At 74.0% G+C, this 12,075-nt stretch carries 10 protein-coding genes and 1 riboswitch; of the genes, 3 read left to right on the top strand and 7 right to left on the bottom strand.

Annotated features, from left to right (window positions below; genetic code table 11):
• Positions 1-57 precede the first annotated feature (57 nt).
• The 3 genes from BS75_RS14960 to BS75_RS14950 form a co-directional block, all read right to left on the bottom strand.
• Positions 58-1,086: a ribonucleotide-diphosphate reductase subunit beta gene (locus tag BS75_RS14960; protein WP_034088582.1), complete on the bottom strand. Its 1,029-nt coding sequence runs from the start codon at positions 1,084-1,086 to the stop codon at positions 58-60.
• Complete coding sequence (locus BS75_RS14955) at positions 1,086-3,449, bottom strand: ribonucleoside-diphosphate reductase subunit alpha (RefSeq protein WP_034093078.1); 2,364 nt, start codon at positions 3,447-3,449, stop codon at positions 1,086-1,088. The genes BS75_RS14960 and BS75_RS14955 overlap by 1 nt, the downstream gene beginning before the upstream one ends.
• A 137-nt stretch (positions 3,450-3,586) precedes the next feature.
• A riboswitch (cobalamin riboswitch) is annotated at positions 3,587-3,756 on the bottom strand.
• A gap of 60 nt (positions 3,757-3,816) precedes the next feature.
• On the bottom strand, positions 3,817-4,314 hold the full coding sequence (locus BS75_RS14950; RefSeq protein WP_034088581.1) for a GNAT family N-acetyltransferase: 498 nt from the start codon (positions 4,312-4,314) through the stop codon (positions 3,817-3,819).
• Positions 4,315-4,671: 357 nt separating this feature from the next.
• On the opposite strand from BS75_RS14950, the gene BS75_RS14945 reads away from it, so the two are divergent.
• Complete coding sequence (locus tag BS75_RS14945) at positions 4,672-5,346, top strand: hypothetical protein (RefSeq protein ID WP_034088580.1); 675 nt, start codon at positions 4,672-4,674, stop codon at positions 5,344-5,346.
• Here the strand turns inward: BS75_RS14945 and BS75_RS14940 are convergent.
• From BS75_RS14940 to BS75_RS14925, 4 genes are all read right to left on the bottom strand, one after another.
• The gene (locus tag BS75_RS14940; RefSeq protein ID WP_034088579.1) at positions 5,330-6,268 is read right to left on the bottom strand and encodes a tyrosine-protein phosphatase; all 939 of its coding nucleotides are present in this window, start codon (positions 6,266-6,268) and stop codon (positions 5,330-5,332) included. The two genes, BS75_RS14945 and BS75_RS14940, sit on opposite strands and share 17 nt — an antisense overlap.
• Positions 6,269-6,294: 26 nt before the next feature.
• Positions 6,295-8,016, bottom strand: coding sequence for a phospho-sugar mutase (locus BS75_RS14935; protein WP_034088578.1), 1,722 nt, complete (start codon positions 8,014-8,016; stop codon positions 6,295-6,297).
• Positions 8,017-8,046: 30 nt separating this feature from the next.
• Complete coding sequence (locus tag BS75_RS14930; protein ID WP_231607778.1) at positions 8,047-8,895, bottom strand: purine-nucleoside phosphorylase; 849 nt, start codon at positions 8,893-8,895, stop codon at positions 8,047-8,049.
• Positions 8,896-9,005: 110 nt separating this feature from the next.
• On the bottom strand, positions 9,006-9,443 hold the full coding sequence (locus BS75_RS14925) for a gamma-glutamylcyclotransferase (RefSeq protein WP_034088577.1): 438 nt from the start codon (positions 9,441-9,443) through the stop codon (positions 9,006-9,008).
• A gap of 72 nt (positions 9,444-9,515) precedes the next feature.
• On the opposite strand from BS75_RS14925, the gene BS75_RS14920 reads away from it, so the two are divergent.
• A complete protein-coding gene (locus BS75_RS14920) occupies positions 9,516-10,949 on the top strand; it encodes an NAD(P)H-quinone dehydrogenase (RefSeq protein WP_034088576.1) in 1,434 nt (477 codons plus the stop codon).
• A gap of 158 nt (positions 10,950-11,107) precedes the next feature.
• Positions 11,108-12,058, top strand: coding sequence for a DeoR/GlpR family DNA-binding transcription regulator (locus BS75_RS14915; protein ID WP_081982331.1), 951 nt, complete (start codon positions 11,108-11,110; stop codon positions 12,056-12,058).
• The last annotated feature ends 17 nt before the right edge of the window (positions 12,059-12,075 follow it).

Genomic DNA, 12,075 nt, shown 5'->3' with positions numbered 1-12,075 from the left:
GCAGCGACCCGCCCGGCCGCGGGGCCGGACGGGTCGCTGCGGGGTACCGCGCCGGCGCTAGAAGTCGTCGTCGAAGGAGACCGTGCCCTCGACGGCGACCTGGTAGGCGGAGACCCGGCGCTCGAAGAAGTTGGTCAGCTCCTGGACGCCCTGCAGCTCCATGAAGCCGAAGGGGTTCTCCGAGCCGTAGCGGATCGGCAGGCCGAGGCGGGCGAGCCGCTGGTCGGCGACGCACTCCAGGTACTGCCGCATGGAGTCGGTGTTCATGCCGGGCAGGCCGTCGCCGCAGAGGTCGCGGGCGAACTGCAGCTCGGCCTCGACGGCCTCCTCCAGCATCCCGGTGACCTGCGCCGCCAGCTCGTCGTCCCAGAGGTCGGGCTCCTCCTCGCGGACGGTGTCGACCACCTGGAAGGCGAAGTCCATGTGCATGGACTCGTCCCGGAAGACCCAGTTGGTGCCGGTCGCCAGGCCGTGCAGCAGGCCGCGCGAGCGGAACCAGTAGACGTAGGCGAAGGCGCCGTAGAAGAACAGGCCCTCGATGCAGGCCGCGAAGCAGATCAGGTTGAGCAGGAAGCGGCGGCGGTCGGCCTTGGTCTGCAGCGAGTCGAGCTTCTCGACCTCGTTGATCCAGCGGAAGCAGAACTGCGCCTTCTCGCGGATGGAGGGGATGTTCTCCACCGCCGCGAAGGCCGCGTTGCGGTCCTCCGGGTCGGGCAGGTAGGTGTCCAGCAGGGTCAGGTAGAACTGGACGTGGACGGCCTCCTCGAACAGCTGGCGGGACAGGTAGAGCCGCGCCTCCGGGGAGTTGATGTGCTTGTAGAGGGTCAGCACCAGGTTGTTGGAGACGATCGAGTCGCCGGTCGCGAAGAACGCGACCAGTCGGCCCAGCAGGTGGCGCTCCTCGGCCGTCAGCTTGGCGAGGTCGGCCACGTCGGAGGCGAGGTCGACCTCCTCCACGGTCCAGGTGTTCTTGATGGCGTTGCGGTAGTGCTCGTAGAAGTCCGGGTAGCGCATCGGACGGAGGGTCAGTTCGAAACCCGGGTCGAGCAGGCGCTTCTCTTCGGCGGGGACGGAGGGGGTGGTCATTACTGGCAGGCCTCGCAGGACTCGGGGTTCTCCAGGGAGCAGGCGATGACAGCCTCGTCCTCGGCGATCGGAAGGGGTGCGGCGGCGGCGACCGGGGCCGCCGCGGCGGCGCGGGCGATCCGGGTGGCCGGACGCGACCGCAGGTAGTACGTGGTCTTCAGACCGACCTTCCAGGCGTACGCGTACATCGAGCTGAGCTTGCCGATGGTGGGCGAGGCCAGGAACAGGTTCAGCGACTGGCTCTGGTCCAGGTAGGGCATCCGGGCGGCGGCCAGGTCGATCAGCGCGCGCTGCGGCAGCTCCCAGGCGGTGCGGTAGAGCGAGGCCAGCTCCTCCGGCAGGCCCGGGATCTCCAGCGCCGAGCCGTTGGCCTCGCGCAGCGACTCGCGGGCGGCGGCGGTCCACAGCCCGCGCGCCTTGAGGTCCGCCACCAGGTACGGGTTGACCTGCAGGAACTCGCCGCTGAGGGTCTCCCGCTTGAACAGGTTGGAGACCTGCGGCTCGATGCACTCGTAGACGCCGGCGATCGAGGCGATGGTCGCGGTCGGGGCGATGGCCAGCAGCAGCGAGTTGCGCAGCCCGGTCACCGCGATCCGGGCGCGCAGCGCGTCCCAGCGGTCGGCCCAGGTGGGGGCGGTCTCGAAGTGGTCGATGTGGAGCTCGCCGCGGGCGGCGCGGGTCTCCGCGTAGGCCTCGTGCCGACCGAGCCGCTCGGCCAGGTCGCAGCTGGTCTCGTAGGCGGCCAGCATGATCCGCTCGGAGATCCGGGTGGACAGCGCCTTGGCCTCGGCCGAGTCGAAGGCCAGCCGGCGCCGGAAGAAGACGTCCTGGAGGCCCATCACGCCCAGGCCGACCGGCCGCCAGCGGGAGTTGGAGGCGCCGGCCTCGGGGGTCGGGTAGAAGTTGATGTCCACCACCCGGTCCAGGAAGGTCACCGCGGTGCGGACGGTGGTGTCCAGCCGCTCCCAGTCGACCTCGCCGTCCGGCAGCAGGTGGGCGGCCAGGTTGACCGAGCCGAGGTTGCAGACGGCGGTCTCGGAGTCGTCCGTGACCTCCAGGATCTCGGTGCAGAGGTTGGAGGAGTGGACGGTGCGGCCGGGCAGCGCGGTCTGGTTGGCGGCGCGGTTGGAGGCGTCCTTGAAGGTCATCCAGCCGTTGCCGGTCTGCGCCAGGGTGCGCATCATCCGGGCGTACAGGGTGCGCGCCGGGATGCTGCGCACGGCCAGGCCGGCCGCCTCGGCCTTGGCGTAGCCGGCGTCGAACTCGGCGCCCCACAGGTCCACCAGCTCCGGGACGTCGCCGGGGGAGAACAGCGACCAGTCGCCGTCGGTCTCGACCCGGCGCATGAACTCGTCCGGGACCCAGTGCGCCAGGTTCAGGTTGTGGGTGCGCCGGGCCTCCTCGCCGGTGCTGTCGCGGAGCTCCAGGAACTCCTCGATGTCCGCGTGCCAGGTCTCCAGGTAGACGCAGGCCGCGCCCTTGCGCCGGCCGCCCTGGTTGACCGCCGCGACCGAGGAGTCCAGCGTCCGCAGGAACGGCACGATGCCGTTGGACTGGCCGTTGGTCCCCCGGATCAGGCTGCCGCGGGAGCGGATCCGGCTGTAGGAGAGGCCGATGCCGCCGGCGTGCTTGCTCAGCCGGGCGATCTGGGCGTAGCGGCTGTAGATCGAGTCCAGCTCGTCCAGCGGCGAGTCCAGCAGGTAGCAGGAGGACATCTGCGGGTGCCGGGTGCCGGAGTTGAACAGGGTCGGCGAGGAGGGCAGGTACTCCAGCCGGCTCATCAGCCGGTAGAGCTCCGCCACCTCGGCCACGGACCCGGTGTCGCCGCCGATCTGCAGGCCGCAGGCCACGCGGAGCAGGAAGTGCTGCGGGGTCTCGATCACCTGACGGGTGATCGGGTGGCGCAGCAGGTAGCGGGAGTAGACCGTGCGCAGGCCGAAGTACTCGAAGCGGTCGTCGGCGGTGAAGTCGATCACCGCGTCCAGGGCGTCGGCGTGGGCGGTGACGAACTCGGCGGTCGCGTCGCCGATCAGGCCCTCCCGGTGGCCGACGGTGACCGAGGCGGCGAAGCAGGTGGCGCCCTGGCCGCTCGCCTCCTCGCGGATCTCCTCGGCCAGCAGCCGGGCGGCGAGCCGCGAGTACTGCGGGTCCTCGGCGATCAGCGCGGCGGCGGCCTCGGTGGCCAGCCCTCGCAACTCTGCGTAGTCGGCGGAGCCGCTGCGCCCGCGCAGGGCGGCGGCGGCGACCCGGCCGGGGTCGACCTCGGTCAGGTCGACGGAGCGCTCGGTGAGGGTACGCAGCAGGGCGGCCCCGGGGCCGTCGGCGGTTCCGGGGGCACCGGGTCCACCTGCCTGCTGGGGCAGGGTGGCGGTGGCTGTGTCGATCACTTTTCGCTCCTCGTCGGCGGCCGGTCGGCGGTGGGTCGCGACGGGCGGGATCGAGGCGCGCAGGCACGCATGAAGGCAGCGCGCAGCACATCCTCGGCCCACCCGCGAGGCCCGGAAGTTCACGGCTGTCGGCAGGTCATCGGACTTGCGGCCAGGCAGAAGCACCGGCCGCTCACCGCTGCGGGGCAGTCCCGGATTCGCACCGGGTTCCCCTGCGTCGACAGCGAGAGTGAGCATACATCTGGTGGCGCTTCTCAGAAGCACCACCAGATGTTGTGTCGGACGTGAGGAGATTCACCCGACGACTGGAACCGGCAATTCCGCTCCGTCGACCCCGGTCGTGCTACCGGAGGTCGAGCGAATAGGTCATCAGTTGCACTCCGGGGACCGGGGACCAGTCGCGTTCGGGGGTGCGGACGAAGCCCAGCCGGTCGTATATCCGGTGGGCGTGGACCATGGCGTTCTGGGTGGACATCACCAGCCGCGGCAGGCCGAGCTCGCGGGCCCGGTCGATGCAGCCGCGGACCAGCGCCTCGCCCGCGCCCCGGCCGCGGGCCTCGGCGGAGACGGCCAGCATCCGGAACTCGCCCTCCTGCTCCTGGGCCAGGTCCGCGTAGGGCGAGCCGGGCGGGGCGAAGGTCACCGACCCGAGCAGGGCGCCGCTCGCGGGGTCCACCGCGACCAGCAGTTCGGCCTGCACCGAGCGGTCGCGCCCGTCGCGCAGTCGCTGTGCGTAGTCGCCGTCGCGCGCGGTGTGCCCGTCGGCGATGAATGACTCGGCGGTGAGATGGCCTGCGGCGTCGAGCTCCGAGTCGAGAGCGGGGCGGATGATGATGTTCATCCTGGAAGTCTGCCCGACGCCGGGCGGACACCCGGACGGCGGGTGCGGCGGGGGCGCCCGCCGGGCGTGACCGCTGGTGGCGTGTCAGATTCGGAGCGTGACCAAGAAGAGGATGCGGCAGACGATGGGGCTGGGCCTGGCCGCGGCCCTGGCCGGGCCGCTGCTGGCCGTCGGTGCGCCCGACCGGGCCGCGGCGGCGACCCCGGCCCGGGGACGGCCAGGGCGGCGCCCAGGGCGGCGGCGGACGGCTCCACGGCGGCACGGCGGCAGCCCGCCCGGTCCGCGCCGGGCTGCGGGCTCGAACTGGTCCAGGGGAAGCGGCAGGCGCTGGCACTGCGGCTGCGGGGGCTGCACCGGGTGTACCCGGCCGGCGGCCGCTGGTCGCGTTTCTCGCTGACCGTCGGCAACCGGCTGGCCGTGCCCTGCCGACGGGTCGCCGCGGTGGTGGTCTTCGGGGCGCGCTCCCGCACCCTGCACCGGGGCGACGTCCAGCTGCAGTGGCGGAGGGCGGCCGGGCGCTGGAACCCGGTGGGGCTGCTCGACGAGGCGGGGGTGCTGGCCGGGAAGGTCGGGCCGGCCGCCGGGACCGGCCTGGCGGCCGGGAGCCGCACCGCCGTCCCGCTGCGGCTGCGCTTCGGCCGGTCGGCTCCCGATGGTCAGTGGCTGACCATGGCCGTGGGCTTCGTGCCGGTCCGGCTGGGCGGCCAGTCGGTGCCGCTGCCGGTGGGCGTCTCCGAGCCCTACCTGTTCCGGGTGGAGCGGGCCCGCCGGGTGCGGCGGCACGTCCGTCCGGCGCAGCCGGAGACGCAGTGGACGGCAGAGTGGACGGCGCAGTGGGCGGCGCGGCCGTCGGCCGACCGGGCGGACCGGTGGCGGCCGCAGCTGGCCGACACCGGCTCGGCCGGGGTCGGCCCGGCCGCGCTGACCGCGCTGGCCCTGCTCGGCGTCGGCGCCGCGCTGCTGCTCGGGACCGGCCGCGGCGTCCGGCGACGGGGACCCGGGCCCGGACGGGGGCTCAGGCCGGGCGGGTGAACAGCCGCCGGACCTGCTCCAGCTCGGCCCCGGTCAGCCCGTGCGCCCGGAGGAACCCGGCGGTGCTGCCGTGGCGGGCGGTCACCCGGTCCAGGAACAGCTCCAGCAGGACCGGGTGGACCGGCCGGGAGATCCGGTCCACGCCGAACTCGTCCAGGTAGTGGACGGGCTCGCCGAGCAGCCCGAGGCCGGTGTTGGAGAGCACGTAGTCGGCGTCGATGGTGCGCCGGTCGACCCCGAGGACGTCGAGCAGCACGGCGACGGTGATCCCGGTCCGGTCCTTGCCGACGGCGCAGTGGACCAGCGCGGGCAGCGCCCCGGGCTCCAGCAGCCGGCGGAGGCAGGCGACGATCGGGGGACCGGCCACGTCGGCCATGAAGACGTACATCGAGTCGAGGCCGTCGAAGTGGACGCCGTCGGCGGCGGCGGCCGTCCGGGCGGCGGCGATCCTCCCGGCGGTGTCGGCGGTGTCGGCGGTGTCGGCGGTGTCGGCGGTGTCGGCGGTGTCGGCGGTGGAGGCGGCGGCGTTCACGGCCGAGCCGGGGTCGGCCGAGTCGGGGTTGGCCGAGTCGGGGTTGGCGGAGGCGTCCGGCAGCGGCGGCAGTGTCGGCAGGGAGACCAGGGTGTACTCCAGGCCGTGCCGGAGGTCCGGCCAGCAGGCGACCTCGGGCCCTCCGCGCAGGTCGACGACGGTGCTCAGGCCGAGCTCGGCGAGCCGGGCCGCGCCCTCGGGCCGAAGCTCGCCGAGCGAACCGGAGCGGAACAGCACGCCGTCGCGGACCCGGCCGCCGTCGGCCGTGGCGTGGCCCCCGGCGTCGCGCAGGTTCCGGACACCGGGGACGTCCAGCAGCCGGGCGGCGTCCGCCGGGTCGCCGAGGGCCGCGCCGGACAGGGATATCGCTGGATTGTCGGTGGTCTCCATGGCTGCCACCCTAGAGTGCCGTGCCGTCAGATCCCGGCGGAGGAGCCGAGGTCGGCGGCGATCGCTGCCAGGAGTTCGCGCGCCGTTGTGCGGGCGTCGCCGAGCGCGTCACTCGACGGCACCGGGACCACCACCTCCAGGTAGCACTTGAGCTTGGGTTCCGTCCCGGAGGGGCGGACCACCACCCGGGCCGAGGCGACCCCGTCGCCGCTCAGCCGGTAGCGCAGCCCCTCGGTGGGTGGGAGGCCGTCGGCGCCCTGCCCCAGGTCCTCGGCGGAGTCCACCCGCAGGCCGCCGAGGACGGTCGGCGGGCGCTCGCGCAGCCCGGCCAGGACGGCGGCCATGCGGTGCGGGTCGTGCAGCCGGGCGGAGCGCTGCTCGGTGGCGTGCAGGCCGTGGGTGAGCGCCAGGTCGTCCAGCAGGTCGCCCAGGGTCCGGCCGGACTCCGCCAGCACGCCGGCCAGTTCGGCGACGGCCAGGGCGGCGGTGAGGCCGTCCTTGTCGCGGACCGCCTCCGGGTCGACGCAGTAGCCCAGCGCCTCCTCGTAGCCGTAGCGGAGTCCCGGAGCCCGGGTGATCCACTTGAAGCCGGTCAGCGTCTCGGCGTAGCCGAGCCCGGCGGCCTCGGCGATCCGGGCCAGCAGCGAGGAGGAGACGATGGTGGTGGCGAAGGTCCCCTCGGCCCGCCGGGCCACCAGGTGGGCCGCGAGCAGGGCGCCCACCTCGTCCCCGGACAGGGCGCGCCAGCCGCCGGGCAGGCCGGGGTCGGGGACCGCGACCGCCAGCCGGTCGGCGTCGGGGTCGTGGGCCAGCACCAGGTCCGGGGCGTGCCGGGCGGCGGTGCGGAAGGCCAGGTCCAGCGCGCCCGGCTCCTCCGGGTTGGGGAAGCGCAGGGTCGGGAAGTCCGGGTCGGGCTCGCCCTGTTCGGGGACGACGACGGGCGCGGGGAAGCCGGCCCGCGCGAAGGCGGCCAGCAGCAGGTCCCGGCCGACGCCGTGCAGCGGGGTGTAGACCGTGGTGAGCCCGCGCGGGCTGCCGGGGTCGAGGGTGGCCACGGCGCGGGCGAGGTAGGGCTCGACGGTCTCCCGCTCGGTGAGGATGGCCCAGCCGTCGGCCGCGGTGGGGATCGAGGCGAGCGGGCCGAGCGCGTCGATCTCGGCGGCGACGGCGGCGTCCAGCGGCGGGACGATCTGCGCCCCGTCGGCCAGGTAGACCTTGTAGCCGTTGTCCTGGGCCGGGTTGTGACTGGCGGTCACCATCACCCCGGCCGCCGCGCCGAGCCGGCGGACGGTGAAGGCGAGCACCGGGGTGGGCAGCGGCCCCGGCAGCAGCGCGGCCCGCAGTCCGGCGCCGACCACGGTGGCGGCGGTGGTCAGCGCGAACTCGTAGGAGCGGTGCCGGGCGTCGTAGCCGATGACGACCAGCGCCTCGGGGTCGGTCCGGCGGAGGTGGGCGGCGAGCCCGGCGGCGGCCCGGGTGACCACGGTCCGGTTCATCCGCATCGGGCCCGCGCCCATGGCCGCGCGCAGCCCGGCGGTGCCGAAGCGGAGCGTCCCGCTGAAGCGCTCCGCCAGCGAGGACCAGGCCCGCGCCTGCTCCTCGCTGCCGGCGCCCTCGTTGCTGCCGGTGGCGCCGCACTCGGCGGCGGCGAGCAGGCCGGTGAGTTCGGCGCGGGTGTCCGGGTCGGGGTCCTCGGCGAGCCAGGCGCGGGCCCGGACGAGCAGGTCGGTGGCGGGAACGGTGGTCATGGCCTCTTCCGATCGGTGGGGGAGGGGGCGTCAGATCCTTTCCAGGACCTGGGCGAGCAGCGTGCCCATCCGGGTCGCCGAGGCGGCCCCGGCGGCCAGCACCTCGGCGTGGCTGAGCGGTCGGCCGGTCATCCCGGCGGCCAGGTTGGTCACCAGCGAGAGGCCGAGCACCTCGGCCCCGGCCTCGCGGACGGCGATGGCCTCCAGCGCGGTCGACATCCCGACCAGGTCGGCGCCCAGCGTCCGGAGCATCCGGATCTCGGCTGGCGTCTCGTAGTGCGGGCCTCTGACCTGGGCGTAGACACCCTCGGCGAGGCCGGGGTCGATCTCCTGGCAGAGGGCGCGCAACCGGGGCGCGTAGAGGTCGGTGAGGTCGGTGAAGTTGGCGCCGACGATCGGCGAGGCGGCGGTGAGGTTGAGGTGGTCGCTGATCAGCACCGGCTGACCGGGCGTCATCCCGGCGCGGAGGCCGCCGCAGCCGTTGGTGAGCACCACCGTCCGGCAGCCGGCCGCGACGGCGGTGCGGACGCCGTGGGCGACGGCGGCGACGCCGCGGCCCTCGTAGTAGTGGGTGCGGCCGAGGAGGACCAGCACCCGGTTGGCGCCGAGGCGCAGCGAGCGTACCCGGCCGGTGTGCCCGGCGACTCCGGGCGGGGCGAAGCCGGGCAGCTCGGTGGCGTCGAACTCGTGCTCCGGCACGCCCAGTTCGTCGGCGGCCGGGAGCCAGCCCGAGCCCAGCACCAGGGCCACGTCGTGCCGCTCGGCCCCGGTCCGCGCGCGCAGGGCGGCGGCGGCCCGCTCGGCGGCGCCGTAGGGGTCGGCGACGGCGGGGTCCGGGGCGGCGGGCGGGGCGGCTATCGGCCGGAGGTGTGCGTCCACGGGGAGGAGGCTACCCGTTCGCCCTACGCGCGTAGAGGTGTCCCGCGCCGATCCGCCCCGGATGGAGGCATCCGGGGCCGGCTCCGTCGCCGGATCCCCGGCGGGCGGCCTCAGCAGGGGCGCTTGCGCAGGTCCATCACATAGTCGTACGGGGCGCCGGCCGACTCGGCGGCGTCGGCGATGATGCCCAGGTAGCGGGCCGAGGGCAGGCCGCCCTCGTAGTCGTTGAGGACGTAGGTCCAGGCGGTCAGATCGCCCTCCAGGGTGTGCACCCTGACCCTGACCTTGCGGTAGAACCCCAGCGGCAGGCCCTCCCAGCGGTCGAGTCCGGCCTCGTCCCCGGGGGCGATGTCGTAGAGGCCGACGAAGACCTGCTGCTTCTCGTCCTCGACGACGGTGGCGATCGAGCCCTCCCAGCCGAACTGCTCCCCGCCGAAGGTCAGCCGCCAGCCGTCCAGCCAGCCGGTGCAGCGCAGCGGCGAATGCGGGGCCCGACGGCTCATCTGCCGCGCGTCGAGGTTGCTGGCGTAGGCGGCATAGAGCGACATGGGTCACAGCGTACGGGAGTGGCACCGGGGTGCGCGGACCCGTGGTGTCGTACACCCGCCCGGTGCGGGACAATGGACGGCGTGACTCGCATTGTGATCATTGGTGGCGGACCCGGCGGCTACGAGGCGGCGCTGGTCGCTGCCCAACTCGGCGCGGAGGTGACCGTCGTCGACCGCGACGGCCTCGGCGGATCGGCGGTGCTGACGGACTGCGTGCCGTCGAAGACGCTGATCGCCACCGCCGAGGTGATGACCGGCTTCGACTCCTCCTACGAGGAGTTGGGGATCAAGGTGGCGGCCGACCCGGCCTCCACCCGGGTGGTCGGGGTGGACCTGGGCAAGGTCAACCGACGGGTGAAGCGGCTCGCCGTCGCCCAGTCGCACGACATCACCCAGTCGGTCACCCGCGCCGGAGTCACCCTGCTGCGCGGCTCCGGACGGCTCGACGGCGGCCAGGACGTCGACGGCTCGCGCGCCGTGGTGGTCGACCTCGCCGAGGGCGGGACGCAGACCCTGCGCGCGGACGCGGTGCTGATCGCCACCGGCAACCACCCGCGCGAGCTGCCCGAGGCCGCCCCGGACGGCGAGCGGATCCTCAACTGGACCCAGCTCTACGACCTGGACGAGCTCCCGGAGGAGCTGATCGTGGTCGGCTCCGGCGTCACCGGCGCCGAGTTCGCCGGCGCCTACCAGGCGCTGGGCTCCAAGGTGACCCTGGTCTCCAGCCGCGACCGGGTGCTCCCGGGCGAGGACCCGGACGCCGCCACCGTGCTGGAGGACGTCTTCAAGCGGCGCGGGATGAACGTCATGTCCCGCTCGCGCGCCGAGTCGGTCCAGCGGGTCGGCGACAAGGTCGAGGTCACCCTGGCCGACGGCCGGGTGATCACCGGCTCGCACTGCCTGATGGCGGTCGGCTCGATCCCCAACACCGCCGGGATGGGCCTGGAGGAGGTCGGGGTCGCGCTCAGCGAGGGCGGCCAGGTGAAGGTGGACCGGGTGTCCCGGACCTCCGCGCCCGGCGTCTACGCGGCCGGCGACTGCACCGGGGTGTTCATGCTGGCCTCGGTCGCGGCCATGCAGGGGCGGATCGCGATGTACCACGCGCTCGGCGACGCGGTGCAGCCGCTGAACCTCAAGACCGTCGCCTCCAACGTCTTCACCGACCCGGAGATCGCCACCGTCGGTTACAGCGCCGCCGACGTCGAGTGCGGGAAGATGGACGCCGTCTGCGTGAAGCTGCCGCTGCGCGGCAACCCCCGGGCCAAGATGCAGGGCATCCGCGACGGCTTCGTGAAGCTCTTCTGCCGCCCCGGCACCGGGATCGTGGTCGGCGGCGTGGTGGTCGCGCCGCGCGCCAGCGAGCTGATCCACCCGATCTCGCTGGCCGTCGAGCTCAATCTGACGGTCGAGCAGGTCGCCAACGCCTTCACCGTCTACCCGTCGGTTTCGGGCTCGATCGCCGAGGCCGCCCGTCAGCTGCACATCCGCAAGCGCGCCCAGGGCTGATCGGCGCCGAGCCGACCGGCCCGGCGCGGGCCGGCGGCGCGCCCGGACGGCACGGGGGGAGTGCGTTCGGGCATGTGCGGCGCGCAGTGTAGCGGAGTGCGCCGCTGGATGACGGACAACTTCGGCTACTAGGTGCAAACGCCGGAAAGCAGACGGTCATGCACGTTACCGTCTGTTTCGTGTTCGCAGCAGAACGTCGCCAGCTGATCCTAGAAATGGTGCGCGCCAACGGAGCCGTGTCGCTCCGTGAGCTCGCCCGAGTCGTCCAGACCTCCGAGGTGACCGTACGCCGAGACGTGCGGGCCCTGGAGGCCGAGGGCCTGCTCGACCGCCGGCACGGGGGCGCGGTGCTCCCCGGCGGATTCTCCCGAGAGCCCGGATACCCGCAGAAGACCCATCTCGCCGCCGCCGAGAAGAGTGCCATCGCCGACCTCGCCGCCTCGATGGTGTCCGAGGGCGATGCCGTCGTCGTCGGCGCCGGCACCACCACCCAGGAGCTCGCCAGACGCCTGGCCCGGGTTCCGGGCCTGACCGTGGTCACCAACTCGCTGCTCGTCGCCCAGGTCCTGGCGCACGCCAACCGGGTGGAGGTGGTGATGACCGGGGGCACGCTCCGGGGGTCCAACTACGCCCTGGTGGGCAGCGGGGCCGAGCAGTCCCTCCAGGGGCTGCGGGTCACCCGCGCCTTCGTCTCCGGCAGCGGGCTGACCGCCGAGCGCGGCCTGTCCACCACCAACATGCTCTCGGCCAGCGTCGACCGGGCGCTGGTGGCCGCCGCCGCCGAGGTGGTGGTCCTGGCCGACCACGGCAAGCTCGGCTCCGACACCATGTTCCAGACCGTCGGCACCGAGGGCATCACCTACCTGGTCACCGACGAGCTCTCGACCGGCACCGAGCAGGCCGCCCGGGAGCTGGACGCCCTGGCCGACCGCGGGGTGCAGGTCTGCGTGGCCTCGGGCGGAGCCGGCGGTCCCGCCGCCGGGCGGCCACCGGCACCGCCGGTGGTCGGCATGCCCACCCGGGGGGCCTTCCCCGGCCAGCGGAGATCACCGGCCCCGGCTGCGGCCCCGATCGCCGCCGCCCTCCGGGGACGCGCGGGCACGGTGTGACCCGGCCGACCGGAGCG

Source organism: Streptacidiphilus albus JL83 (assembly GCF_000744705.1).
Classification (GTDB): Bacteria; Actinomycetota; Actinomycetes; order Streptomycetales; family Streptomycetaceae; genus Streptacidiphilus; species Streptacidiphilus albus.
The sequence above is the reverse complement of the archived record's forward strand: the minus strand, read 5'-3'. Positions and strand labels throughout refer to the sequence as shown.

Bases quoted from the DNA above. Each gene is read 5' to 3' on its own strand.
- BS75_RS14960 (WP_034088582.1), bottom strand. From the start codon at position 1,086: ATGACCACCCCCTCCGTCCCCGCCGAAGAGAAGCGCCTGCTCGACCCG.
- BS75_RS14950 (WP_034088581.1), bottom strand. From the start codon at position 4,314: ATGAACATCATCATCCGCCCCGCTCTCGACTCGGAGCTCGACGCCGCA.
- BS75_RS14940 (WP_034088579.1), bottom strand. From the start codon at position 6,268: ATGGAGACCACCGACAATCCAGCGATATCCCTGTCCGGCGCGGCCCTC.
- BS75_RS14935 (WP_034088578.1), bottom strand. From the start codon at position 8,016: ATGACCACCGTTCCCGCCACCGACCTGCTCGTCCGGGCCCGCGCCTGG.
- BS75_RS14925 (WP_034088577.1), bottom strand. From the start codon at position 9,443: ATGTCGCTCTATGCCGCCTACGCCAGCAACCTCGACGCGCGGCAGATG.
- BS75_RS14920 (WP_034088576.1), top strand. From the start codon at position 9,516: ATGGACGGCGTGACTCGCATTGTGATCATTGGTGGCGGACCCGGCGGC.
- BS75_RS14915 (WP_081982331.1), top strand. From the start codon at position 11,108: ATGCACGTTACCGTCTGTTTCGTGTTCGCAGCAGAACGTCGCCAGCTG.